Raw genomic sequence first — 26,811 nt, 5'->3', positions numbered from 1 at the left:
GTTCTCCAACCATTAAAATGGTTTATGATTTAATTTGCATTTTGTGACCCACGAATAAATTCGTGGGCTATGTTTTGTGATTCAACCCATACACAGGTTTTAACCGTTCCAAAGAAATTGAGGAGTTGTAGTTTAGTTGCTTGTTTCTCCAATCAGTAATCCTTCGACTGTTGTCCAATTAGGGTCTTCGCTGATTTCGTAACCAAACCCACGAATTAAATCTTCTTTGTTTATTTGGCTCTGCAAATATTGATGAACTTCTTCAGGGGCATCAAGATAAATGTAAATGTCTAAAAAAGTGTCGTTAAAGAGATGTCCAATGTAATGTGCTGTTGTAATTTTTTGAATTTCAGCAAATAATTCGTCTTCAAGTTTATTTGCGATTGCACTTTCTTCATTTTTTGGTAGTCCGTTTTCATACAAGTTATCAAGGTCAAGTCCAATTGCTATTTTAAGGCACCAAGGATAGTTTGCTTTCTTGTTGTAAGTTTTATAAGCCATATTAAACGAACCTACAACTGGTTTGTCTCCAATTTGTGCTTCTACTACTGAAAAACTTTCCTTTGGAAATATATCTATATTTTCAGTCTTGTTGTTTTTTATGCAACCAAATAGAGTTGTTAAAAGTCCCATGAGTATTAATATCCTTATTTGTTTTTTCATAGCATTTTCTAATTATGGTTTCGTTTAAAGTTACTGCTAACAACCCTTCTCCACCCCATTCCCATTTCCCTATCACTTACCTACATCTATTCAATAAGTAATATGCAAATATATATAAAAATTTGAGAAAAAAAAAGCTACCCTTTTGGGGTAGCCATTTTTATTTTGCGAGGGCGGAAATTAGATTCTGAAGTTACCGGCAACGAACATTTGTGAATTATGGCAGTATGTATTTACCAAATTGTATTAACCATAAGTAAAAACCTGCTATTCCACCTAATAGTCCTGCCATTAAAAACGTAGTTCGTTGTCTTGGAGGAATAAATTTGAAAGTAATTATTGCCAAAACGAAAGCTCCGATAACTGCAGTTATGGAGGTTATTGACCAAATTGGAAGGTCGAAATAATTTGCAATACGTATTTCGTCACCGCCCATAGAAAACTTACCGTTTAAGAAATAGCCAGCAAGCCACATGCAAAAATTTGCCGTTTGCCTTAGCCAAAAAAGAGAAAGAAATATAATTAGCCATTGCCCAAATGAAAGTTTGTCTGCTTGGTAGAAGCTTTTGCGATACAAAAAAAGTAGAACAAGACCAATTGTCCCGGTGAGCATAGTTTGAACAGGTCCGCCAAGTGCCATTGCGATGGGACAGCTTGGAATTATCGGATTCTCAGGGTCGGGAGATTGCCAAAATGTCGCACTATAATTAATTCGCGCGTCGTAACCTTGATATTTGGCAACTATGTAGTGTCCGAATTCGTGAGATAAAGTCCCAATAATTGTCGAAGCGATGAAAGAAAAAAATAGTCCCATGAATAGTTTTTTGTCCATATTTTTTCTGTCCGGTTTTCTGTCCGGCAAAGCTTCCCCCATCACTTACCTACATCTACTCAATAAGTAATATGCAAATATATATAAAAATTTGAGAAAAAAAAAGCTACCCTTGCGGGGTAGCCATTTTATTTTGCGAGGCGGAAATTAGATTCTGAAGTCAACTCCGGCAACGAACATTTGGGGTAAGCCGACTTTGATTCCTTGCGGACGGCGGCTCGAAATATAGCGCTCGTCGGTGATGTTTTTCAATGAAACGAACAAGGTCAAGTTTGGATTGTCTAACCTGTGTTCGATGGTTGCATTGATGATGAAGCGCGAATCAATCACTCCTGCTCTGCCATTTGCGGAAGGTGCGACGGTGTTTAGTTCATCGGTAAATTGCTTGTCGAGATATTTCCCGGTGACGTAGAAACTTGTGCCGAATGGAGTGGCAACGAGCAAACTCGTACTAAAGCTGAAATTTGGTGCGTATGGCAATTCATTGCCTTTGACGTTCACTGCACCTTCTGCAACGGGAATGAATCTATCGGCATCGTAAGTGGATTTTCCGTAATTGAAAGTGGTGCTGAGATTGATTGCATAATCAGTTTTGAGCATTTGCGAAATATTGAAGCCAATTGCGGATTCAATGCCCCAATGCAATGTCGAGCCACCGTTCACATAGCCTACGTCAGTACCGAGACCACCGGATGATTCGGAGATTGGTATAATTTGATTGCTGAAGTTCAGCTGGTATCCGGTTACTTCGATGTTGACCAATTTGTCGAAATCGGCGCGGAATCCAATTTCTGAATTCCAACTGAGTTCGGCTTCAAGGTCAATGGATACTCCTGAATTATTGATAGCATCTTTGGTACGCGGTGGCGCAAATCCTTTATGTATTCCTGCGAATAAACCAAGTCCGGGATGAAAATTATAATTGACACCAATCCCCGGGATAATCGCCGAGACATCGTTATTGCCAACTATATTTGTATCCTTCGATGAAACACGATTGATAACGCGTTCGTAATTGAATTGCTCAAATCTTGCGCCCGGAGTAATTATCAAATTTTCCAAAGCGAAGAATCGATTTTGGATGAATGCACTTCCGGCATAACCAGTCCGAACTTCGTCGGCGACCAAATCACCTTTGATTGCGCCCGCAACTTTGCCATTGATAGTTTGCTCGAAAGCGCGCTCGTAGTGCATTCTCACTCCGGCGGTCATTTCATTTTTCAATCCGCCTAAGTCGTAATTGTAGTAAATTTGCGGCTGCACGCCCATTACTTCAAATTGTCTGTCGCGATTTCCTGTCGAATTTCGCATATAAAGAGCACCGCCGGAAATCGTAGTATCTCCGTAAACATCACCTGTCCAGTCTGAGGGTTTCGATGACGAGAAATTTTGTCTATTCCAATTACGAGTAGTTGTATAGCCGTAAAAATTTGTCACGAAAAACATATTATTGTTCACAATGTATTGATGCGATAATTGAGCCGAGTAACGTCTAATCGCCAAAATATCGTCGGGAGCAACGTGTGTGAAATAGTCGCCGTTATCGAACATATTTTGAGTTATGCCAACGTAAGTCGAATTTGATTCTTCGTCGTAAAATCCAAGTTTGAATTTAATGCTCGAACGTGAATTGAATGCCACGTTGAATTTGAACATCAAATCATTGACGCCGAATTGGGTAACGCCGATTTTGTCTGCGGATTTGTGATTGTATTCTACTAAGAATCCGTGATCGGATGTAGTTGTGCCGTAAGCAATTTTGGAATTGACAAAACCACCACTTCCACCATTGAATTTGAAGCCAAGACCGGGAATATCATTTGGCTCATTTGTAAGGAAATTGATGACTCCGCCAATTGTTTGAGGACCGTGAATAATCGAGCCCGAGCCTTTCAGGATTTCCACACTCGACATTTTGTCCATCAAAGGCGTGTAATACATTTCAGGTTCACCGTATGGTGCGAGTGCAGTAGGCATCCCGTCTTCGAGCACAAGAATAGAACGACTTCTATCGGGGTCTAAACCGCGAATACTCATATTCATCCGTAGCCCGACGCCCTCTTCGTCCACCACGTTTACTCCGGGGATAGTCTCGAATGCTTGAGTACCGTTAAGTCCACGAGTCATTTGGAGAACTTTACTATTGATTATATTGACAGTGCCCGGCGTGTAATCAACTGAGCTTGATTTTACTCCCAAAATATTGACTGAGGGGAAATTGTACTTAGTTGTATCCTGAGCTTTTGTGACTATTGCTGAGACGAAAAGCAAGAAGACTATTAACAGAATCGAATTTATTGATTTTGACATATGTACACCTTATTAAATAATTACTTTAAACAATATTGCAAATCAGTTGCATACAAATATAAAGTTGTATGCACCTAATAATGAAATTATTTGAAATTCTGTAACCAAAATGTTGCTTACTATTAATACTGAGATTGTTCTTGAAATTGTGATTTTTTGAATGGAAAAACGATATGATTGCTCGAATTCATTACGATTTTTGTTGTATATATGGAAAATTTTGTGCAATTTTGAATAATTATTAATTCAACTGTTAAAAGCAGGATACAAATATGAAAGATAAACCGGCAAGTAGGATACAAGATTATCTTGTATTTGGTGAATTCGGCGGCGTCAATCCGTCCATTACTGATTCATCAACTTTTACCTTTATGAGCGCCGAGAAAATGGCGGAAATTTTCCAACAAGAAATCGAAGGTTGCTATTTATATTCACGACATATGAATCCGATGAACAAATTTTTGTCGGATGCATTGGCATTATTAGAAAATACGGAATCGGCTCACGTCACAGCAAGTGGTATGGGCGCTATCAGCACAACATTGTTGCAAATTTGCCAACAAGGGGATGAAATCGTGTCAAGTCGTACGATTTACGGGGGCACATTTGCACTGATGAAAAACTTTTTCCCACGCTTGGGAATCAATACGAATTTTGTGAATATTTTGGATTTGGAAGAAGTCGAATCGGCAATCACTGCCAATACGAAAGTAATTTATTGCGAAACAATGAGCAACCCAATGCTCGAACTTGCTGATATTCCGGCTTTGAAGGAAATTGCATTGCGTCATAATTGCAAACTTATCGTTGACAACACTTTTACTCCGATGCTAATTTCCCCGAAAAATCTCGGTGCCGATATTGTAGTACACAGTTTGACTAAGTTTATCAATGGCGCCAGCGATGCAGTTGGTGGAGCAGTTTGTGCCGACCACGATTTCATTGCGAGCCTCAAAGATGTCAATTCAGGTGCTATTATGTTGCTTGGTCCAACGTTGGACAGTTTGCGAGCAGCGAGTATCTTGAAAAATCTCCGCACTTTACACGTCAGGATGAACCAGCATTCCAAAAATGCATCATTTATTGCACGCCAACTCGAGCGCATCGGAATCAAAGTCGTCTATCCAGGGCTTCGTTCACACCCGCAACATCAACTGATGAGACGTTTCCTAAATCCGGGTTTCGGATGGGGCGGCATGGTGACAATTGATGTTCAATCTGATGAAATTGCCAACAAATTATTGCCGCTCATGCAAAACAATTTGGTCGGTTATTTTGCTGTCAGCCTGGGCTTTTATAAGACTTTGTTCAGTTCGCCAAGCCACAGTACATCATCGGAAATACCTGAGGATATGCAGCATGAAATCGGAATGTCGGGCAGTTTGATTCGCTTTTCATTCGGTTTGGATTTTGAAATCGGGCGAACATTTGAACGATTGGTAGAATGTTTGGCAGAAGTCGGCTTAGTAAATGAAGACTCTCTCATGAAAGCGCATCAAATCGCAGATAATATGAATTAATAAAATTCTAACAATAATAGAAATGGATTGGCATATTTATGTCAATCCATTTTTTTTATATTATTATTTTCTTATATTTCAATTGCTTAAGGCAGTATTTTATTTATATAAAAAAATGGGATTTCGTTTATTGAAATCCCATTATAAAAAGCAATAATTTTGTCCTTATCTTACAATCGAAATCGGAATAGTCTTAGTGATTCCGTCCATATTGATACGATAGAAATACAATCCGGAATTTATGCTCGATAGGTCGTATTTCATAATTTTGCGTCCTTGAGTTGCAAATTCGTCGGTTAAATCCATGATTTTGATACCGAGCGAATTATAAAGTGAAACGTTGATATTAGCCGAACGTGTCAAATCAATTTGCAATTGTGAAGCATCGCTAACAGGATTTGGATAGGTGAAAATTAACGATTGAGTGATTATGTCACTGTCCACTCCTGCAGGAGAGTCGTTTAGCTCAATATTGTCAATAAACCACCCTTCAGCTTGGCGAATGTTGTTTGTTCGCATCGAAAATCTGAAGATAATTGTATCGCCAATATATTGGCTCATATCTTTGGCAACTTGTTCCCATTGGCTATTAGCCAAATCATTCAAAATGAATTTAGACGAACTTGCTGCATTCCAAAAATGATAGTAATTCCAAGTCTTACCGAAATCATTTGACCAAGAGACTGCTCCAACATCATACCATACAATTCCATCAATGGTTTGTGTCACAGTATCAAGCAAAGCAATATGCTCGAATGAAAATGTTGATTTGCCGGCTTTAATCACAACAGGAGCAAAAATAAGGTCATCGTCTGTACGAGCTAAGTAATCACCGTCAGGTGAGTCAGTAAATGAATTTGGTGGGCTTGATGATTTCTTATTTGTAATGCCCCAAGTGCCTTCTTTGTAATGTGGTGTTAGTGAACTTGCATTGTCGAAATTTTCGGATAAATCATCAAGTGGAGCGCCGGAATAAGCTAAAACTGACTCTTGCGAGTAATCGCTCAATGTTTCAATCGAACCACGAACAGTCATAGATTTGAAACGTAATCTGTGAAATTGTTCCTTCGGCAAACTAATCAAAGCTGTCGAAATCTCGCCCGCAGCAAGATTATCTTCAAATGTTCCCAAAACAGCTTCGGTGTTATAATCCAGAACAACAAATTTGAGTTTGTCGTGCAAATCATTTCCGTGAATATTGGTAGAGGGATTACGCCATGAAATTAAAATTCCGTCTGTATTGGGACGCCATGAAATTTCAGTCGGAGGCATTGATTTCGGACTACCACCTCCTATTGCCGATATGTATGCTAATGTGCTCGTAAGTCCGTTTGGCATTTCAGCTTGCAAACTATATGAATAATTCACACCCGAAACAACATCATTATCAACATATGAAGCGGCTTGAGAATTTGGAACTTCGCCAATCTTTACGCTATTTCGGAAAATGTTAATTTTGAATTCGTCTAATTCATCTCCCAATAAACTATGAGTCGGATTGACCCAATTAATTTTAATTGCCACTTTAGGCTCCATTACAACATCAGTAGATAGATTTGTTGGAGGCTTAGGAGCAGGAGAAAGCAATGCTGTATAGAGGTCATTATAATAATAGAGTGAATTTTGATGAGCTGACATCCAGAACAATGGATAAATGCGGCTATTATACACACTTATGCCTGTATAATCTCCCCAATAGACGCCCCCTGTCGGACCTTGTGGGAATACACTATTGTTGTGTTCAAATGAATGAGCGAAAGGAGATACCTTAATATGTCTCCATGTGTCACCGCCATTCATCGAAATGGCAACATAAGCATCAACAAGTTTATTAGACGGTTGGTCTTGTGAGGAATAATACAATACAGCAATCATTCCAGTAACGGGGTCGCAAGAAATACTCGGGAAATACATATCGTTTCGGATTTGGGAGTTATCAATGCGAATATTTTTTTGCCAAACTGTGCCATTGTTTGTTGATTTAGACAAATAAATTCCATAATTAAGGCTACTTGCTTCACGCCCGGCTTGGACGATGTAAATGTTACCGCTGTAAGCAGAACCTGATATATCAACCGCAATTTGTGGCGGAGATGAAACTCTAATGTTTCTTTTATCAACCAATTCGTTTCTGCCGTTAGAAGCATTTAGGTCACCAATACTGGTAACTCTTTGTGCTTCAATTGGCGACGAGAAAGATAGTCCACCGTTTGTCGAACGTGCAAACATAGCATACGCTAAGTTATTAGCCCCTCTGTCAATCCAAGCCAAATAAACTTCGCCATTTGGTCCAACAGCCGGTACGGGTGCTTGTCCGTTATCTGCTATTTTATTATAGCTAGAAAAGGTCTCTCCGCCGTCGGTTGAACGCGAAAACACTATACCATTAATACCGCGGAACACACGCCAAGAAATATAAACATTATCTTTATGAGGTGAATTGGGACTGAAATCGCAAGCTATCGAATATCTGTCGTGGAATGGGTTGCCGGCAGCACTAAAAGCATCAAGCGTTACAGCATTGATACCATTTGGAGAGCCGTCTTTAATTGCATCCCAAGTGGAGCCGCCATCAGTAGATTTGACAACAAAAACTCCGTTTTGTCTTTTGTCGGATTCTTCTTCACTACCTTCTGTACTTGCAAAGCCATAAACATAGTATGCATGACCTTTGGAATCAAATGCGATTCCCGGGTCAAAAATTGTTGCTTGGCTACCTTTTGGGGTAAACCATTGTCCGGAATTGCGTGGTGTTGGGCTGTGTCTCCATGTTTTGCCTCCATTATCGGTAACAAACGCAGACATCTTGAATCCGTCAAAACCGGCTATATATTCATTATCATTCGAAGTAGCAATTATATTTTGAGGATTCAGTGGATTAACAGCTATCCATGTTTCAGTTTGGGCATTTCTCCATGTCGAAGAGACATTGACGATTTCAATTCCATCTTCAGACATAAATCTTTCAGGTGCTATAAAGTTGTCCTTAGGTATTGGGTGGTCAGGGTTGTGTCTTAATCTGGTATATAGTGGTAAGTTCTTAAATTGGGGATAGTTGTGCAGATACTCACTATCAATATAATACGGGACGTAGTCTCTGCCTATCTGGGAATAAGCATCTACAATGAACAAAGGTAGAAGAGCAAAAGCAAATAGTACGAATCTTAATTTCATCACAAAACCTTAATGTTTATAATTAATGATTACAAATTTAACAAAATAGTATCAATCTTTAATACTATAAACCATAACGATTGATTTGGTTACAAATTTTTTACACTTTTTGGTTGAAGACTATGCCGCTCTTGTTGTTGTTGGTTTGGCTGAAAATTTTGATTAGACCGTTCTTGTCATAGTAGAAATCGCCAAGTTTGATGATGATTTTTTCGGCAATGACTTTTCGTTCCGAATATGATTCAGATTGTCCGTCAATTTTGTTGCGATATGTTTTCTTACTATTGTTCATCTTGCTATATGCAATATGGCTTTTTTAAGTTGTTGAAATATAAGTACATTTACTTATGCCCAAAATTTTATTTCATTTTTTGAGAAAAATTTGTAAGATTCTTTAAAATAGAAATCGGATTAATTAGTCTGTTATGAAAGTTGATTCAAATTTTACAAAACATAATTTAGGTAGATGCAATGAGTGAGTTGATAAATAATTCTGAAAATCGTAAAAGCATTCTTAAAGAGCTAATATTAAAATTACACAAGGGTGACAATCCCGAACAAGTCCGTGCGGAATTGGAAGCTACTTTGACCAACATTCCTTACGGCGAAGTCGTCGAAGTAGAGCAAGAACTCGTAGCCGAAGGATTGCCCGTAGATGAAATTCAAAAACTATGCGATATTCACAGCTTCGTGCTGCAAGGTAGAATTGACCTCTCGGCAGTAAAAATTGTATTGCCCGGGCACCCGGTTGATACCATGAAGAAAGAAAATCGTGAAATCGAGAATTTAATAGCTGAAATCAAAAAGCAAATTGGCGAAATCGCTCCGGAAATAGCAGTTGATGATTTGAAAAAGCAAATGATGGCATTGAAAGGCAACTTCAATGCACTCATGGATATTGACAAACACTACAAACGCAAAGAATTTTTGATTTTCCCCTATCTCGAAAAAATCGGCATCACCGCGCCACCAAAGGTAATGTGGGGCAAACACGACGAAATTCGCGAGCAACTCAAAGGGATTTTAGATTCACTCGTTGTGATTGATGATGCCGGAGATTTCGCGATAATTAATAAAACATTGATTGAGCCTGCACTATTTGCAATACTCGATATGATTGTGAAAGAGGAAAAAATTCTACTGCCGATGACTTTGGACAAATTGACTGAAATTGATTGGTACGAAATTTACCAACAAACGGGCGAATACGGGTATTGCCTTTACGACCCAAAAATTGAATGGAAGCCGCAAGTCTCTTTGAACACCGAAAAAACCGAAAATGTAAAAGATGATTTCATCAATTTCCCTACAGGCAGATTGAATTATGAAGAAATGTTGGGCATTTTGAGCACACTTCCCGTTGACATTACTTTCGTGGACAAAGACGATAAAGTCAAATTCTTCTCCGAAGGCAAAGACAGAGTCTTCGATAGAAGCCGTGCTATTTTACTCCGCGATGTGCGATTGTGCCATCCCCCATCGAGTATGCACATAGTTGACAAAATTATCGAAGATTTCCGTTCCGGACGTGAAGATAAAACTGCGTTCTGGATTAATTTTCAAGGCAAATTCGTTTTCATCGAATATTATGCCGTTCGCGACAAAAACGGAGATTATCTCGGAACTCTCGAAGTTACTCAAGACCTTACAACGCACCGTCAATTAGAGGGCGAGCAACGATTGTTGAGCTATGGAGATAAAAAGTAATGTCAAAACACACCATAACACCCAAAACCAAAGTTGCCGAGCTATTGGATAATTTTCCCGAACTTGAAGATGAACTTATTGCCATTGCTCCCGAATTTGTGAAATTGAAAAATCCAATACTTCGCAAAACTGTTGCGAAAGTGGCAACTTTAGAGCAAGCCGCTCGTATTGCCGGATTGGAAATTAGCCAAGTGATAAACAGACTGCGTAAAAAAGCAGGAATAGAAGATATTATTGAAATAAAAGAAGGAAAACCCATGCAATTTGATGAATTTGAAATCAGCACTGATGCAATTCAGGAAACTTTTGACGCTCGCCCTATTATTGCTACAGGCGAACACCCAATGCACGACGTGATAGCCAAAATGAATGCCTTAGATAAAGGCAAGATTCTCGAGCTAATCACACCTTTTGTGCCAATACCACTAATCGAAATCGGCAAAAACCGAGGTCTGTCTGTACGCTACATCAAAGAAAGTGAAGATTTGGTAAGGACATATTTTAGGAATTAAGATTAGTTCAATAATTTATGATGCTTAAATCTCTTAATAATCGTGATTGGGCACTTTGAATATTTTTATCATGTTTTGTTCGCGGATGTTGCCGCGGGATAATCCTGACACGAAAACAAGATTGTCATCGGGTTTGATAAAATCGAGTTTGAGCAAATCTTCGACGTAAGAATCCGGGATTAGTAGCTCATTTTCTGCCGGTTGGACTAATACTGAGCGAACGCCCCATACAAAATTGAGTCTTCGGTGAACTCGCAAATCGTCTGTAAGTCCAATTATTGGAACTCGCGGTCTGTATTTGGCTACGTTTTTGGCTGTGGTCGTAGAACTTGTGAATGTGACAATTGCTACAGCGTTGATTTCGTCAGCTATAATACAAGCAGCTTTGCCCAAAGAATCGGACATTTCAGTTGTATAAGCCTCGAAAATACTGTAACCATATTCCTTAGTGTAGTACTTGTTTTCAACATTTTTAATTATTTTGCTCATATAGTCAATCGCTTCGATTGGGTATCTGCCGACGCTTGTTTCGCCACTAAGCATAACGCAATCTGTGCCGTCTATTACCGCATTGGCTACATCACTTGCTTCTGCTCTCGATGGACGCGGGTTCTTAATCATAGATTCGAGCATTTGAGTAGCAGTAATTACGGGTTTGCCGAAGTGATTACATTTTCTAATCAACTCTTTTTGAATAATTGGCACTTGTTCCGGCAGCATCTCAAGCCCCAAATCACCACGCGCAACCATAATCGCATCAACTTCGGCGATTATATTGTCAATATCCAATACTGCATCGGGGCGCTCAATTTTGGCGATAATGGGTACAATTCTGCCAAAAATTTTCATTGTGGTTTTCAATTCCAGAATGTCTCTAACTGAGCGAACAAAAGAAAGAGCCACAACATCAATATCACTGCTCAGTCCAAATTTCAAATCCTCTAAATCTTTTTCGCTGAGCGAAGGAGCTGAAAATGAAATGCCCGGAGCGATGATTCCTTTGTTATTTCTGAGTTCGCCGCCTTTGATGATTGTGGTGATGATATTGTTTCCCTGGATTGAATTCACTTTCAAAATCAAGTAACCATCATCAAGAAGCAAAGTTGCCCCTTTGCTGAGGTCGGACGGCAAATCTTTGTAGGATGTAGAAACTATTTGTGATGTGCCAAATCCGATATTGTCAGTAGTTATGGTAAATTCATCACCGTCTTTGAGAATCACGCAACCGTTTTCAACTTGTTCAGTTCTGATTTTCGGACCTTGTAAATCTTGCAGAATTGCAATCTTTTTGCCTGCTATTTCCGAAGCTTTCCGAATTGTATTAATCAGTTCATTGTGTTGTTCGTGAGTACCGTGCGAAAAATTCAGACGTGCTACGTCCATTCCGGTCTCAATCATCTTGACCAATACGTTAATATCGGAAGATGCCGGACCAATTGTGCAAACGATTTTTGTTTTTCTTAAATTCATTTTAATTCAATTGTTTATTAAACCATTCCGCTACGAGAATTTTCTCGGGATTGGAATGATTTTTGTGAATAAATTCATTCATATGTGTATTGTATTCGTAATCATTTTGCCATTCGTTTGCATATTGTGCCACTTGCTTTATAGCATCGCAGATGTATTCAATCTCTGAATTGGTCATTGTTGGATGGATAGACATTCGTACCCAACCGGGCTTCTCGGATAAATCGCCTTCGTTTATTTTGCAAGTGATTGAATGAGATTTATCAAAAGTTACGCCCAACAAATAATGTCCGTAAGTTCCGGCACAAGAACACCCACCGCGAACTTGAATTCCGAACTTGTCGTTGAGCAATCTGACAATCAAATTATAATGAATATCAATCATGTAGAATGAAATTATCCCGAGTCGGTCTTGATTGTTAGAGGCTAAAATATTCAGATTAGGAATTTTAGTCAATCTATCGAATATAATTTCAAGCATTTCATGTTCTCGAGCTAAAATATTATTGACTCCCATCTCCTCTTTTAATTTAATAGCGAAAATAGTTTTGATTGTCTGCAAAAAAGCAGGAGTTCCTCCGTCTTCGCGTGTTTCGATATCTTCGATGTAATTATGTTCGCCCCATGGATTAGTCCATTCAACTGTTCCACCACCGGGTTGGTCGGGAATCTTATTGTGATATAGCTTTGGGTCGAAAATTAAAATTCCGGTTGAACCCGGACCACCAAGAAATTTATGCGGTGAAAAGTAAATTGCATCAAGCGAACGCTCAGGATTGTCCTGACGCATCTTAATGTCAATGTATGGCGCTGATGCTGCAAAATCTACAAAACAAAGACCGCCTGCATTGTGCATCATCTCGGCGATGTCATGAAAAGGAGTACAAATGCCGGTAACATTCGAGCAAGATGTTACGGCTGCAATTTTTGTTTTACGGGCGGAATATTTTTCGAGCATCTCCGCTAAATGCCCCAAGTCCGGCAAACCTTCATTATCTGGTCGAATAATCTCAAGGTCGGCAATTGTTTCGAGCCACGAAGTTTGGTTAGAGTGATGCTCCATATGAGTAATAAAAACAATAGGCTTTTCATCCAATGCTTGATTAATCAATTCGGTATAGCTTTCGTGAATTCTAAAGCCGAGCATTCGCTGGAACTTGTTCACCACGCCCGTCATTCCCGAATAAGCTGAGATAATCACATCAGTTTCATAAGCCCCGACATGCCTTTTGATATATTTCAGAGCCTCTTTGTAAGCAATCGTCATAGTTGAACCGGTGAAATTCGTTTCAGTATGCGTATTAGCTACAAAAGGTGAAATTTGCTCCATGAAGAATTTTTCGATAGGCTTGTACATTCTACCGCTTGCAGTCCAATCAGCATAAATGATTTGCTTCGTGCCGTATGGAGATTCAAATTCGGCATCAATCCCCGAAATATTGTTTCTGAACTTTAAAAAGTGTTCTTCAAGTTTTGTCATATTTTGCTCATAAATTTATATTCAAAATTACGGATTTATAAGCAAATACTGAAACAAATTCACAATATGAAGTAGAATTCAGTTTCTTACGATATTCAAACCAATGATGATAGTTCTTTTGCAAAAATTTATTTTGTCTTAACTAAAATATATTTTGATTTGCTAATGAACATTGTTTATTTTTATATAATCTTTTTATTAGTCTTTCAAAAAATATATTGCTTTTCATAAGAATCAAATGTTTTTTTTAATTTTAATGGAGTGTCTGTATGAAAAATTTCTTAATCCTTACGGTAGCATTAATTGTATGCCTACCACTGTATTTGTCTGCTAATCTTGGCAAGATATTAGTCGAGAATCCTAATGGTACCAGCTCATTGCACATAACTTTTGCAGCGGCTGTTTCAGCCGCCCAATCCGGAGCTTCGCTTTATTTGCCTGCAGGGTATTGGGAAGAAAATGTAACGATTTCCAAACGCCTGAATATATACGGTGTGGGTCATTATCCTAACTCCAGCCCGATAACTCCGGGAACAAGCAGGATTAATTCTCTGACTTTTCTTAACAATACGGACTCAACTACTATACAAGGTTTAATAATATCAAACGGGCTGTCTTACGGGAATGGAAGTTCTGTTGCGGTGAGAAATCACTATTATTTACGATGCAACATTGGAGGCTCATTTAATATTGCCGTTTCAGGCACAAATGCAATTTCCAATCATGTATTTAAAGAGTGCATCATAAATTCTTTGACAGCTTCCAATGCAACACTTCCCAATAACATCATATTCACAAATTGTTTTTTCTCTGTTGTTGGCAATCTTCGCGGTTCGAACATTTATTTTACTAATTGTATTTTCGGGAGTAACAACTATTTTCAAAATGGTACAAGCAGAAATTTGCTTATCGAAAATTCAATTTTCATGCGTACTACCGCAGACGGTTTTGTATATCTTGAATCAAGCATAGTCAACAATTGTATCTTTTTGTCACCTACCATTACTTGGGGTTCAAATGCCGGAGAAGACAACATATTGAACCAAAATTGTGCCGGAACTTTCGAATCTGGCGTCTGTACAAGCTTTTCCTACGCGGGAGACTATCGTCTGAAAGCAGGTTCACCGGGCGAAGATGCCGGAACTGACGGAACTGACATCGGGGTTTATGGTGGAAGTTCGCCATTCAAGACGGGAGGATTGCCGGTAATCCCGAGCATAAAAACATTCAGTGTATCGAAAAATCCGGTGGACGGTAAAATTCAAGTTCAAGCAACAGCAGTCAGCCAAACTGAATAATTAAATTTCATGGAGAACATTTTATGAAACAGTTTGTTTTACTGTTTTTATTGGCAATTTTGCCTACTACACTTGCGGCTAACCAGATAGTCAAGTATCATTATTGGTTCAATAACAATTATGCGAATAAAGTAGTTATCGAAGTTACACCTTCTGATACTTTAGAACTTGATTTCGAGCTGCCAATTTCGGATTTACCACCGGGATTTCATTTCCTTCATGTCATGTTTGAAGATGAATCGGGTAAATACAGTGCTCCGGAAGCTACGTATTTTCTCATACCATATACTATACCGGATTATGAAAATTCGAAAATAGTTGGCTACGAATATTGGTTCAATGATAATTTTGCTAATAGGCAATATATTCAGACATCCGAAGAAGACACTCTGGAACTGGATTTGGAATTTGATGTAAGCCATTTAACTCGTGGTTTGAATTTCATAAATATTCGTTATCGTAGCTCAGACAGTTTGTGGAGTGTGCCTGAAACGAATTATTTCGTCATACCGATTCAATTAGATTTTACAGTTGATTACAAAATTGTAGCTTATGAATATTGGCTAAATGCGGATTTTGCAAACCGTCAATTTGTTGAAGTCGCTGAGACAGATACATTAGAATTGGATTTCGAATTGGAAGTCGGACATTTGTCGCAAGGAATGCACCTTCTGTCGAAAAGATTTAAGACATCGGACAGCACGTGGAGCGTCGCCGAAACTACTTATTTCATAGTTCCATTTGAATTTGCCGGAAATACCGATTATGATTTGATTGGCTATGAATACTGGTTCAATTCAGATTTCGCAAACCGTCAATATATCGAAGTTGCTGCAACTGATACTTTGGAATTTGCGGAATTAATTGATATTGATAATTTGCCTAATGGTATTCATTTGTTCAATTATCGAGTCCGAGCAGACGATGGTAATTGGAGTATTCCGATAACGGATTATTTCAATAACACATTTAAATATAATTTGGTTGATTCATCCAATTATGTTCGTGGAATTAAATATTGGTTCGACGGAGAAAGTGAAAAATACTATATTTATTATCATGATAGTCTCGTTTACGAATTAAATATCGAACAAGATATTGATGTGGATAATATTATCGGAAATCGGACGATTTTCATACATGCTATTGACAGTGCAGGATACCAGAGTTTACCGATTACATTTGATTTTACAAATAGCTTTACTCATACAATTGATGCAAATATTGTAACATTTGAAATTGCCGAGATTGGAAGCTATCAATATTCGTGGAATTTTGGTGATGGCAATACTTCAACTTTGCCTAATCCTACTCATGTTTACAAAAAAGGCGGAACTTTCGACGTTCGGCTGATTCTGACACGCGGTACGCCAAGTATCAAAGACACATTGATTGAGCAAGTAACGATTACGCTTGTCACAAACGAAATCCTACTTTCGCAAGGCTGGAACATGATTTCGACCTATGTAATTCCCGATGAATTCGATATCGACTCCATTTTTTCGGAAATTGGGGATAATACAGTAATAATGAAGAACAATGCAGGACAGATTTATTACCCGGCTTTTGGTATCAACGACATCGGCGATTGGGATATGAAACAAGGCTATCAAGTCTATATGAATCAATCAGATACGCTTTCGATACTCGGAGTTCAAGTCATCCCTGAAAATGAAACAATTAATTTGAGTGGCGGCTGGAACATGATAGCATATCTGCGAGATAGCCCGATGGATATTGAGCTTGCATTGGCATCGCTGACTGACGACGACAATCTTATAATCGCAAAAGACAATTTTGGCAATGTTTACTACCCGGCATTTGAAATCAATATGATAGGCAATATGCTCCCCGGACAGGGCTATCAGATTTTCATAATTAACAGCGACACATTGGTATATCCGGAGAATTGATTTGTAGATTAGTAATATTTGAACAAAAAGTCCTGCAATATTGTTGCGGGACTTTTTTTTGTTAAAATTTTGTTTGGTATTCTCATATAGAATAACTATGTTACATATTATTTTTCTTATGCTCTTTCGATTGTTTATTATGGCTTAACAATAAATCATTTTACAATTTTTACAGGAATGACCATGAAAAATGTTCTTTTTACCTCGATAGCGATGTTTGTCTTCATCCCCATGATTCTTATGGCAAATATCGGAAGAATTTTAGTAGAAAACACTGATGGAGGCAGCTCGCTTCACGAGTCCTTTCAATCTGCAATCAATACGGCAAATCATGGTGCCACTATTTATTTGCCGGCAGGATATTGGAATGAAAACGTAACAATTTCAAAAAGACTTACAATTTATGGTGTTGGACATTTTCCAAACTCAAGTCCGGTTAGCCCGGGTACAAGTCGGGTCAGTTCGATAACATTTTCTGGCGACAATGATTCCACAGTAATTCAAGGACTAATTATTGATGGTACATTGTTACATAATAGTGCCAGTAAACATCATTATTATTTACGATGTAAGATTGGGGCACTAAACTTAGCCACTTGGGGAATAGTTTCTACGACCAACCATATTATCAAAGAATGTGCAATTCAAGCCTTATTTACTTATTCAGCAAAAGCTCCACAGAACATTGTCGTCACGAACTGTTACATTGATTACATTGGTGGATTTGATGGACAAAACATATATTTTGTAAACAATATCATTGGACCTAATAATAATTTTCAATACGGTGCTTCAAAAAATTTATTAATTGAGAATTGTATTTTTACAGGGGCTAAAGCTGACCATTTCACGAATTTATCATCAAGCATAATAAACAATTGTATATTCGTGTCTGCAACTGTGAATTGGGGCTCAAATAGTGGCGATAACAATATATTAGGTCAAAGTTGTAACGATATTTTTGTGGATAGTGATTGTGCGGAGTTTTCATACACATCAGATTATCATTTGGATGCAGATTCACCCGGAAAAGATGCAGGCACTGACGGAAAAGATATTGGCATTTACGGCGGCGACTCACCATTCAAAGAAAATGGATTACCTTTTACACCACAAATAAAAGAATTCAGTGTCTCAAGAAATCCGGTTGATGGTAAGATTCAAGTCAATGCAACCGCAGTAAGTCAAACAAAATAATACCAACATATGGGAGCAGAATTATGAAAATGTTCTACATTGCGGTTATCATTGCTTTTTTGCCAAAATTTTTAATAAGCAATGAAATAGTCCAATACCAATATTGGCTCAATAGTGATTTCAGCCAAAGAGTTATTATTGATATTGATGCGATTGATACATCAGAAGTTGAATTGCAACTGAATATAGATTCATTACTTCCCGGTTTTCATTTTATTCATATGATGTTTATGGACAGTAACGGCATTTGGAGCCCACCGATTGTATCGTATTTTTTGATACCGTACAATTTCCAGGACAGTACTGAGAATACTATAACTGCCTGTGAATATTGGTTCAATAATGATTTCGAAAATAGAGTAAACGTGGAAGTTCAAGCTGATGATACTCTAACTTTGAACCAAATGATTGATGTTAGCCATTTACTGCCCGGATTCCATTTTTTTCGTCAACGTTTCAAATCTTCGGGCGGCATTTGGAGCCCACCTGAGTCATTTTACTTTTTGATACCATATCAATTTGATACAGTCTCAAATTATAGTTTAGTTGAATATGATTATTGGTTTGATGATGATTTTGACAATAGAAATACTATTTCTATAAGTGAGTCGGATTCGATTGATTTGTTAAAATTGATTGATGTAAGTCATTTATGTGAAGGGCTACACACTTTGGGATTCAGATTTCGGACAGATACTGATTTTCAAATTGCACCGCTAAGGCAATATTTTTTCAATCCTGTTAACTTTCTACAGCCTGACAGTTCCAACTATTTACTCGGATTGAAGTATTGGTTCGATGGAGATACTGATAAATACTATATTTATTATCATGATAGTCTTGCTTATGAATTAAATATCGAGCAAGATATTGATGTGGATAATATTATCGGAAATCGGACAATTTTCATACATGCTATTGACAGTGCAGGATACCAGAGTTTACCGATTACATTTGACTTCACAAATAGCTTTTCTTATGTAGTTGATAAAAATGTCGTGACTTTTGATGTTCCTGAAATTGCTGCTTATCAATATTCGTGGAATTTTGGTGATGGCAATACTTCAACTTTGCCTAATCCTACTCATGTTTACAAAAAGGGCGGAACTTTTGACGTAAGGCTAATATTGACGCGTGGAACTCCAAGTATCAAAGACACATTGATTGAGCAAGTAACGATTACGCTTGTCACAAACGAAATCCTACTTTCGCAAGGCTGGAACATGATTTCGACCTATGTAATTCCCGATGAATTCGATATCGACTCCATTTTTTCGGAAATTGGGGATAATACAGTAATAATGAAGAACAATGCAGGACAGATTTATTACCCTGCTTTTGGTATCAACGACATCGGCGATTGGGATATGAAACAAGGCTATCAAGTCTATATGAATCAATCAGATACGCTATCAATACTCGGAGTGCAAATCATCCCCGAAAATGAAACAATTAATTTGAGTAGCGGCTGGAATATGATAGCATATCTGCGAGATAGTCCCATGGATATTGAGCTTGCATTGGCATCGCTGACTGACGACGACAATCTTCTAATCGCGAAAGACAATTTCGGCAACGTTTACTACCCTGCTTTTGAAATCAATATGATAGGCAATATGCTCCCCGGCCAGGGTTATCAGATTTTCATACTTAATAGCGACACATTGGTATATCCGGAGAATTAGGACTTATGTACAAAATGCTCTTATAAGATGTGCCACACCTACCAAGTGTGGCATATTTGTTATATGCTAATTCATCTCACTTCGAAAAATACTTGCGTTTTTCGACCTTGCTCATGAAATCATTTGAGCTTTCGGTGTAAGATGGAGTAAGAGATTGTTTCTCGGGGAAATCTTCAATATGAATGGTTTGTGTTGGGAATGCAAACCTTACTCCCAAATCGTGTGCTAAACGAATGACTTCGGAGATGACCTCGTGGCGAGCTTCCAATTCCTTTGTCCAATCCGGTGCATCGAAGAAAATATAGAATAGCACAACAATAGCCGAATCTCCTAAATCATTAAGATGAATTTGGTAAAAATCTTTGCGTGTATGCGGATGCACATCTACAATTTTACGGAGCCCTTTGACGAATGCTTCTATCAAATCAGGTGGTGTGTCGTAAGTTATCGAAATGCGTGAAACATATCTGCGATATTGCCTCTTCCCCATGTTATCAATTTTTATATCGGCAAGATTTCCGTTTGGAATGGAAATCACTGAATTATAGAATGTGCGAACACGTGTAGAGCGGACTCCCACTTCTTCCACCGTTCCTTCGACTCCGTCGAATATTATCCAATCCCCTATCTCGAAGGGGCTATCCACAAAAATTGTAACCGAACCGAACAAATTGCGGACTGTATCTTTGGCGGCTAATGCCACAGCTAAACCACCAATTGAGACACCTGCAAGCAATGGGGTGATGTCAATTCCCAAATTTGTCAAAACGTAGAAAACACCTAAGATTAGCACAACAAATTTCATTGCTGTGCGAGCAAAAGGCACAAGTTGGTCGTCTAATTTCGTTTCCGTCTTACTCGCCATTCGTTCGAGCAAATCACCTATGAAATTGGAAATCCTCAAAATCATCAGTGTGATGACTATCGGTTGAAGAACCTTGATTGTTACTGAAATGTAATAAGCTAATTTGGGCGGTAATTGCAGCATAATCAAGAAAATATCAACCAAAAATATCACTGCGAAAATGCTGAACGGTCCGGAAATTGGTTTGACATACTTTTGGAAGAGGTTTTTTCGCTGAAATTTACTGAACATTCTAAATAGCAAAATCGAAAAGAAGAATTTCAAAAGGTAATATACCATGATTCCGACAAGGATGAAAATTGCAACGCCGACCCATTGCCATACTTTAAGTCCCATGAATTTTCGGCTCCAAGTATCAGACAAGCCGCCGATAAATGAAGTCATGTCAATTAAATGAGTCGAATCATAAAGTTCGGGAATTTTTCGGACAGTTTCGCGCGAATAAACCCACTTATCGCCTTTTTTGACTAAGTAAATCTCCGGAAATTGGGGGAATGGTGCATACTTATGCTTGCCGGAAGCTGAATCAATATAATCGGGGTCGTCGGGAATATTTTCGAGTTTGCCATCTAAATTTTTAGATTTATAAATATGGAGCAACATCAAGGCAATTTCATCTGCTTCAGCTTCTGAAGAACCGCTAATATCAAAAGTGGTAGCAGATATTTCAGGTTCGTACATATCATCTTGCAGGTAACGAATATGAGTATAAACAGCATCATACGGCGATTCCAAAGAGCTTCGTATCTCCTCTACAGGAGTAATATCTTGGGCATTGCTATAATTGATATGGGAAAGAAATATAAGAAGAATGCAGAAAATTTGGAAAATCTTAGTAATCTTAAGCGTGTTTTGTATTTTTTGTCTTGAAGTTCTAATCATACTTTATGTTTAAATCCTTTTTTTTATTATTTTGCATAATTGCATTTACAAATTTATAAATATATTTGAAGAAATGTACAAACTAAATTGGAAATTGATATGGCAATCAACAAAGATACAATAGTTGAAATAGTAAAAAATATTGCTCCAGACGTAGAGATTTACGAGCATCGGAACCAACTTTCTTTGATTATTCAGAGGGAAAATCTTATCGAAGTAGCGAATGAGCTAAAGAATAACCCTGATACTTCGTACGAATTGTTAATAGACGTAACAGCGATAGATTGGCTCAAACAACGCCCTCATCGTTTTGAAGTGGTATATTTTCTATACTCACTTAAATATGCAGATAGATTGAGATTGAAAGTGCCGGTGACAGAAAAGGACATACATATACCGTCAGTGGTAGAAATATGGAAGAGTGCCGATTGGTACGAACGCGAAACTTATGATATGTATGGGATTATATTCGATGGGCATCCCGACCTTAGACGCTTTTATATGCCTGAAGATTATGTTGACCCCGAAACCGGCGAACCAATCTACCCTTTACGCAAGGACTTCCCATTGATGGGCGTTCCCGAGACATTACCACTACCTCCTTATCCTGAAAAATATGGGGACATGCAATAAATGAATTTTTTATCATAAATATTTGATAAATTGATTTTTTCTTTGCATCTTTGTATAATGTATATATCGTTTTTTGAAAATAAACTGTTAAGTTATTTATTAAAATGATGAAATTTCATTAATTGGGGTTGTCAATTGTTGAATAGAATCTGCCTAATATTTTTAGTGCTATTAACTGCAACTGTTGCTCGTGCTGAGCAACAGACTCTTGACAGTTTGAATTCTGTAATAGAGAAGTCAATCGCCGCAGGGAAATTCGATGCTGAACTTTTTGAAACTATTGACTATATTTCCAACTTCTACGAATTATCAGACCCAAAGTCCGGCATCGGATTTATCGAAAAGCTAATCAACAACAATGTTTTTGCCGGCAGAAGCCACTACTACGGTATGATGTATTCGTGGTTGGGCAAATACCATCGGGCAATGTTTTCACCTGAAAATGCTTTGAAATTTTTGCTTTTGAGTGAGAAATTTTATAACGATGCCGACGATTCGCTTTCAATTTACAGCAACTACTCCGAAATTGGACATATTTACTATGATTACCGCCAATTTAACAAAGCAATTGATTATTATATACAGGCGTATCAGGGTTTTAATACAGATATAAATGATACTTCTAAAGCGAATATTCCTAAAATCATTGGTTTAGCCCAATCTTTGGCTAACATGGGTTTGGCTTATGAGAGAATGGGCAAAAATACTAAAGCAGTTGAAGAATTTGAACTTGCACTCGAAATAAGACGTAAACTCAATGACCCCTTGCAAATCAATAAAGCATACAGACATCTGGCACGTAACCAAGGAAAACTCAAACATCATGGCAAAGCATTTTTGTATTACGATTCGATTTTTACAAATAAAAACATAGAGAAATCAGCTGACCCTTTGCAATTGACTTCCAACTCTATGACAAAAGCCGAAGCATATACAGAAAGAGCTTTATTGTACGTTTCATTGGGCGAGCAAAACAAAGCCATTGAAGATATTGCAGAAGCTGAAAAACTATATTCCAAAACTTCGAATTTCACGGCATTAGTCAAATCTCTCGAAAAATTTGCCCAAGCATTGTCCGATAAAAAATACAGTTCAAATGCATATCAATATTTAATGAAAGCATATAAGATATCGAAAGATAATTCTCTGATATTCAACAGTATGTTTATTGCTCGTAAGATTAGTGATTTTTACGAATCATCCGGCAATCAGGCTATGGCTTTCAAGTATCTCAAAGAATATAGAAATATGAATGATTCGCTATTCAGAAACTATTTGATGAGGTCAATCGAAAATGCCGAATTGAATATAAGAATGAGCGAGAAAGTAAAGACTATTGAAGATTTGGAAAAAGAAGCCAGATTGATTGAAGCGGAATTATCTCAAAGAAATTTGCAGTTATTGTTGGTCATTCTTCTTGCAACTGTATTTATCGTACTTACTATTTTCTATGTTCGACAAAATAGTATGCGTAAAAATTTCGCTGAATTGCTCAAAGAAAAAAATAAAGACCTGACTGAAACTAACGATAAATTGGTCGTTTCAGAGAAAAAATTAGAACAAAACAACAAGGAATTAATCAAAAAGAATATTCAGTTAGAAAATTTAAACAACACTAAGGATAAATTGTTCTCCGTATTATCGCACGATTTGCGTAATGCTGTGGGTTCTTTCAAAAATTTGTCCGATTTGTTGCACGATAACTTCCCCGATTTAACTGAAAATGAGAAACGAGATTTCGTCTTGATGATTCAGGATTCTTCAAAAAAATTATTCTTGCTTTTGGAAAATTTGCTCACATGGTCAAGGAGTCAGCGCGGACTGATTCATTTCTCTCCTGCTGCCCATGAAATACATAAATTAATCGAAAACAACCTTGAATTAGTACGCGAACAAGTTACTACTAAGAAAATCACTATAATCAATGATGTAGATGATGATATTTTAGCGTATTTTGATTACAATATGATAGATACCGTAGTTAGAAATTTATTATCCAATGCAATTAAATTCACAGATACCGGTGGAGTAGTTCGCATTAGCAGTAGTGCAATAACAGGACAAGACGATAAAATTTGTATAACAATCGAAGATAATGGATTGGGTATGGACAAGAAAACATTGAATCGTTTGTTCCGCATTACTCAGCAAAAATCCAAGAAAGGTACTCAGGGTGAGCAAGGCTCAGGATTAGGTTTGATTATCTGCCGTGAATTTGTCGAGAAAAACGATGGTAGAATTTGGGCTGAAAGTGCGCTATACGAATTCACCAAATTCCATTTTACACTCAAATTACACGACCATAACAAAAAAATGAGCCACCCTATTGAGAGTGGCTCCATTCAGCAATTACATTAACACATCAGATTTATCAAGTACTAATAATTAATCACCCTTTTCTTGCGCATCAACAACAGTTATTGCAATCATATCAATAATTTGACTGATATCATCACCTCGTTGTAAAACGCTGATTGGTTTATTTAGTCCGAGAAGTACCGGTCCTAAAACGTGAGCTCCGCCAATTCTATGAAGCAATTTGTAAGCAATATTACCGGCTGCAAGATTTGGGAATACAAGCACGTTTGCTGCTCTCTTCAATTTAGAGAATTGAAAAGTGGACTCGATGATTGACGAAACGACTGCAGTGTCTGCTTGCATTTCACCATCAATCATCAATTCGGGGTCACGTTGTTTAGTGATTTTCAACGCTTCGCGCATTTTCTTGGGAATTTCGCCTTCTGCAGAACCGAAATTACTGTAAGATAGCAATGCTACTCTTGGTGTAATGTTGAAATGTTTTACAAAATTTGCTGCTTGTAAAGTAATATCGGATATATGTTGTCCGGTCGGTTCGATGTTTACTGTAGTGTCGGAAAGGAAATAAGTATTAGTTTTTGTTGATACAACATACAAACCCGATACGACAGAATATTCATCTTTTTTGCCGACGACTTGTAATGCCGGACGAATTGTCTGAGGATAATGCGTAGTCAATCCGGAAACCATGCCGTCAGCATCGCCGAGTTTAACCATCATTGCACCGAAGTAGTTCGGTTGATTCAGCAAAATTCCTCTTGCAGCGACTCGAGTAACACCTTTTCGTTGGCGAATTTTGTAAAATTCTTCGGTATATTTTTCAAACTCTGCAAAATCTTTAGGATTGATAATTTCTATGCCGCTTAAATCATAGCCATGTTCATCACAAAATTCTTGAATTGCTGTTTTGTCTCCGAGTAAAATTGGTGTAGCAATTTTCATTTCCAAACTCATGATAGCAGCTTGGATAATTTTCGGATTTTCGCCTTCGGGGAATACAATTCGCTTAGGTGTACGTTTTGCCTTTTGGTAGATACTATGCATAATTTCGAAAGAGCGTCCCATTCTGACTTCAAGTTCTTGGCGATATTTATCAAAATCTTCGATGTCATGTCTTGCTACGCCTGTATCCATAGCAGCTTTCGCGACTGCGGGAGCAACTCTTGTCAATACACGCGGGTCAAATGGTTTGGGAATAATATAATCAGGTCCGAATGACATTGTGTCAACGTTATAAACTCTTTTGACGCTATCGGGGACGTCTTCCTTAGCAAGTTCGGCTAAAGCATAAGCAGCAGCTTGTTTCATTTCTTCGTTGATTGCTCTGGCATGTACGTCCAATGCACCGCGGAAAATGAAGGGAAATCCGAGCACGTTATTGACTTGATTTGGATAATCAGACCTTCCTGTTGCCATGATTAAATCTTTTCGGGCAGCAATTGCAAGTTCGTAGCTTATTTCCGGGTCAGGATTTGCCATCGCAAACACAATCGGATTGTCGTTCATCGAAACGAGCATTTCTTGTGTAACGCAATCAGCTTGAGATAATCCGACAAAAACATCAGCGCCGACAAATGCTTCTTCGAGTGTGCGAGCATCGGTTTCAATTGCAAATTCTTCCTTATATTCGTTCATGCCGGAAGTTCTGCCTTTGTAAATCACACCCTTTGAATCGCACATCAAAACATTCTTTGGATTTACACCCAAACTGATGTGGAATTTTGCACATGCAACACCGGATGCACCGGCTCCATTATAAACTACTTTAATGTCTTCAAGTTTTTTGCCGACTATTTCGACGGCATTCAATAATGCCGCACCACTTATGATAGCTGTACCGTGTTGGTCGTCATGAAAAACCGGAATATCCAATTTTTTCTTGAGTGCTTCTTCGATTACAAAACATTCGGGACCTTTGATGTCTTCAAGATTTATCCCACCAAAAGTTGGCGAAATTAGCTCGACAGTCCTGATAATTTCTTCAACATTTTTAGATTCAATTTCAATATCAAAAACATCAATATCAGCAAATACTTTGAATAATACTCCTTTGCCTTCCATTACAGGCTTTCCGCCCATAGCTCCCAAATCGCCTAATCCCAAAACGGCAGTGCCGTTGGAAATTACAGCCACTAAGTTACCCTTTGCTGTATATTTGAACACATCTTCCGGATTCTCGAATATTTCGCGACAGGGTTCGGCTACTCCCGGCGAATATGCCAAAGACAAATCTCGTTGAGTTGCAGTTGGTTTAGTTGTGATAACTTCAATTTTGCCCTTTCTACCCATGCTGTGGTAGTCAAGAGCTTCTTGACGGTTGATCTTCATAGGATTTACTCCATAAATATGAA

The 26,811-nt window shown here is 38.0% G+C and carries 18 protein-coding genes; 9 read left to right on the top strand and 9 right to left on the bottom strand.

All coding sequences use genetic code 11. The features are described 5' to 3' along the window. Positions 1–132 precede the first annotated feature (132 nt). From M9949_12465 to M9949_12455, 3 genes are all read right to left on the bottom strand, one after another. Positions 133–663 carry a DUF695 domain-containing protein gene (locus tag M9949_12465; GenBank protein MCO5252213.1) on the bottom strand — a complete coding sequence of 177 codons (531 nt, stop codon included), beginning with the start codon at positions 661–663 and terminating at the stop codon, positions 133–135. Between the two features lie 217 nt (positions 664–880). Continuing rightward, the gene (locus M9949_12460; GenBank protein MCO5252212.1) at positions 881–1,495 is read right to left on the bottom strand and encodes a hypothetical protein; all 615 of its coding nucleotides are present in this window, start codon (positions 1,493–1,495) and stop codon (positions 881–883) included. A gap of 147 nt (positions 1,496–1,642) precedes the next feature. Continuing rightward, positions 1,643–3,805, bottom strand: coding sequence for a TonB-dependent receptor plug domain-containing protein (locus M9949_12455; GenBank protein MCO5252211.1), 2,163 nt, complete (start codon positions 3,803–3,805; stop codon positions 1,643–1,645). Positions 3,806–4,077: 272 nt separating this feature from the next. Here M9949_12455 and M9949_12450 point away from each other — a divergent pair, with 272 nt between their 5' ends. Continuing rightward, complete coding sequence (locus tag M9949_12450; GenBank protein ID MCO5252210.1) at positions 4,078–5,325, top strand: aminotransferase class I/II-fold pyridoxal phosphate-dependent enzyme; 1,248 nt, start codon at positions 4,078–4,080, stop codon at positions 5,323–5,325. A 165-nt stretch (positions 5,326–5,490) separates the two neighbouring features. Here M9949_12450 and M9949_12445 read toward each other — a convergent pair whose 3' ends face one another. Together M9949_12445 and M9949_12440 are read right to left on the bottom strand one after the other, a co-directional pair. Continuing rightward, positions 5,491–8,499 carry a T9SS type A sorting domain-containing protein gene (locus M9949_12445; GenBank protein ID MCO5252209.1) on the bottom strand — a complete coding sequence of 1,003 codons (3,009 nt, stop codon included), beginning with the start codon at positions 8,497–8,499 and terminating at the stop codon, positions 5,491–5,493. Between the two features lie 100 nt (positions 8,500–8,599). Continuing rightward, entirely contained in the window at positions 8,600–8,791 is a 192-nt protein-coding gene (locus M9949_12440; GenBank protein MCO5252208.1) for a hypothetical protein, read from the bottom strand. Positions 8,792–8,970: 179 nt separating this feature from the next. On the opposite strand from M9949_12440, the gene M9949_12435 reads away from it, so the two are divergent. Together M9949_12435 and M9949_12430 are read left to right on the top strand one after the other, a co-directional pair. Further along, the gene (locus M9949_12435; protein MCO5252207.1) at positions 8,971–10,206 is read left to right on the top strand and encodes a DUF438 domain-containing protein; all 1,236 of its coding nucleotides are present in this window, start codon (positions 8,971–8,973) and stop codon (positions 10,204–10,206) included. Beyond that, a complete protein-coding gene (locus M9949_12430) occupies positions 10,206–10,718 on the top strand; it encodes a DUF1858 domain-containing protein (GenBank protein ID MCO5252206.1) in 513 nt (170 codons plus the stop codon). The genes M9949_12435 and M9949_12430 overlap by 1 nt, the downstream gene beginning before the upstream one ends. A gap of 33 nt (positions 10,719–10,751) precedes the next feature. Here M9949_12430 and pyk read toward each other — a convergent pair whose 3' ends face one another. Both pyk and M9949_12420 read right to left on the bottom strand, forming a co-directional pair. Further along, the gene (pyk, locus tag M9949_12425) at positions 10,752–12,188 is read right to left on the bottom strand and encodes a pyruvate kinase (protein MCO5252205.1); all 1,437 of its coding nucleotides are present in this window, start codon (positions 12,186–12,188) and stop codon (positions 10,752–10,754) included. A 1-nt stretch (position 12,189) separates the two neighbouring features. Continuing rightward, complete coding sequence (locus M9949_12420; GenBank protein MCO5252204.1) at positions 12,190–13,668, bottom strand: aminotransferase class V-fold PLP-dependent enzyme; 1,479 nt, start codon at positions 13,666–13,668, stop codon at positions 12,190–12,192. Positions 13,669–13,937: 269 nt separating this feature from the next. Between M9949_12420 and M9949_12415 the strand changes: the two genes are divergently transcribed. From M9949_12415 to M9949_12400, 4 genes are all read left to right on the top strand, one after another. Next, entirely contained in the window at positions 13,938–14,966 is a 1,029-nt protein-coding gene (locus tag M9949_12415; protein ID MCO5252203.1) for a hypothetical protein, read from the top strand. A gap of 23 nt (positions 14,967–14,989) precedes the next feature. Beyond that, on the top strand, positions 14,990–16,879 hold the full coding sequence (locus tag M9949_12410; protein ID MCO5252202.1) for a PKD domain-containing protein: 1,890 nt from the start codon (positions 14,990–14,992) through the stop codon (positions 16,877–16,879). 183 nt (positions 16,880–17,062) lie between these two features. Further along, the gene (locus M9949_12405) at positions 17,063–18,076 is read left to right on the top strand and encodes a hypothetical protein (protein ID MCO5252201.1); all 1,014 of its coding nucleotides are present in this window, start codon (positions 17,063–17,065) and stop codon (positions 18,074–18,076) included. Positions 18,077–18,099: 23 nt separating this feature from the next. Further along, positions 18,100–19,761 carry a PKD domain-containing protein gene (locus tag M9949_12400; GenBank protein ID MCO5252200.1) on the top strand — a complete coding sequence of 554 codons (1,662 nt, stop codon included), beginning with the start codon at positions 18,100–18,102 and terminating at the stop codon, positions 19,759–19,761. Between the two features lie 76 nt (positions 19,762–19,837). On the opposite strand, the gene M9949_12395 is transcribed toward M9949_12400, so the two are convergent. Then, the gene (locus M9949_12395) at positions 19,838–21,508 is read right to left on the bottom strand and encodes a mechanosensitive ion channel (protein ID MCO5252199.1); all 1,671 of its coding nucleotides are present in this window, start codon (positions 21,506–21,508) and stop codon (positions 19,838–19,840) included. A 99-nt stretch (positions 21,509–21,607) separates the two neighbouring features. Between M9949_12395 and M9949_12390 the strand changes: the two genes are divergently transcribed. Further along, on the top strand, positions 21,608–22,141 hold the full coding sequence (locus M9949_12390; protein MCO5252198.1) for an NADH-quinone oxidoreductase subunit C: 534 nt from the start codon (positions 21,608–21,610) through the stop codon (positions 22,139–22,141). Positions 22,142–22,279: 138 nt separating this feature from the next. Next, positions 22,280–24,499, top strand: a complete 2,220-nt coding sequence (locus M9949_12385; protein ID MCO5252197.1) for a tetratricopeptide repeat-containing sensor histidine kinase — start codon at positions 22,280–22,282, stop codon at positions 24,497–24,499. Positions 24,500–24,526: 27 nt separating this feature from the next. On the opposite strand, the gene M9949_12380 is transcribed toward M9949_12385, so the two are convergent. After that, entirely contained in the window at positions 24,527–26,788 is a 2,262-nt protein-coding gene (locus M9949_12380; protein ID MCO5252196.1) for an NADP-dependent malic enzyme, read from the bottom strand. Positions 26,789–26,811: the final 23 nt, after the last annotated feature.

It is taken from the genome of Candidatus Kapaibacterium sp. (assembly GCA_023957315.1).
Lineage (GTDB): Bacteria > Bacteroidota > Ignavibacteria > Kapaibacteriales > UBA2268 > PGYU01.
This window is presented reverse-complemented; position numbering and strand designations above follow the sequence as displayed.

Coding starts and splice junctions, on each gene's coding strand:
- M9949_12455 (MCO5252211.1), bottom strand. CDS start 3,805: ATGTCAAAATCAATAAATTCGATTCTGTTAATAGTCTTCTTGCTTTTC.
- pyk (MCO5252205.1), bottom strand. CDS start 12,188: ATGAATTTAAGAAAAACAAAAATCGTTTGCACAATTGGTCCGGCATCT.
- M9949_12440 (MCO5252208.1), bottom strand. CDS start 8,791: ATGAACAATAGTAAGAAAACATATCGCAACAAAATTGACGGACAATCT.
- M9949_12390 (MCO5252198.1), top strand. CDS start 21,608: ATGGCAATCAACAAAGATACAATAGTTGAAATAGTAAAAAATATTGCT.
- M9949_12380 (MCO5252196.1), bottom strand. CDS start 26,788: ATGAAGATCAACCGTCAAGAAGCTCTTGACTACCACAGCATGGGTAGA.
- M9949_12435 (MCO5252207.1), top strand. CDS start 8,971: ATGAGTGAGTTGATAAATAATTCTGAAAATCGTAAAAGCATTCTTAAA.
- M9949_12395 (MCO5252199.1), bottom strand. CDS start 21,508: ATGATTAGAACTTCAAGACAAAAAATACAAAACACGCTTAAGATTACT.
- M9949_12460 (MCO5252212.1), bottom strand. CDS start 1,495: ATGGACAAAAAACTATTCATGGGACTATTTTTTTCTTTCATCGCTTCG.
- M9949_12430 (MCO5252206.1), top strand. CDS start 10,206: ATGTCAAAACACACCATAACACCCAAAACCAAAGTTGCCGAGCTATTG.
- M9949_12450 (MCO5252210.1), top strand. CDS start 4,078: ATGAAAGATAAACCGGCAAGTAGGATACAAGATTATCTTGTATTTGGT.
- M9949_12420 (MCO5252204.1), bottom strand. CDS start 13,668: ATGACAAAACTTGAAGAACACTTTTTAAAGTTCAGAAACAATATTTCG.
- M9949_12410 (MCO5252202.1), top strand. CDS start 14,990: ATGAAACAGTTTGTTTTACTGTTTTTATTGGCAATTTTGCCTACTACA.
- M9949_12405 (MCO5252201.1), top strand. CDS start 17,063: ATGAAAAATGTTCTTTTTACCTCGATAGCGATGTTTGTCTTCATCCCC.
- M9949_12400 (MCO5252200.1), top strand. CDS start 18,100: ATGAAAATGTTCTACATTGCGGTTATCATTGCTTTTTTGCCAAAATTT.
- M9949_12465 (MCO5252213.1), bottom strand. CDS start 663: ATGAAAAAACAAATAAGGATATTAATACTCATGGGACTTTTAACAACT.
- M9949_12445 (MCO5252209.1), bottom strand. CDS start 8,499: ATGAAATTAAGATTCGTACTATTTGCTTTTGCTCTTCTACCTTTGTTC.
- M9949_12415 (MCO5252203.1), top strand. CDS start 13,938: ATGAAAAATTTCTTAATCCTTACGGTAGCATTAATTGTATGCCTACCA.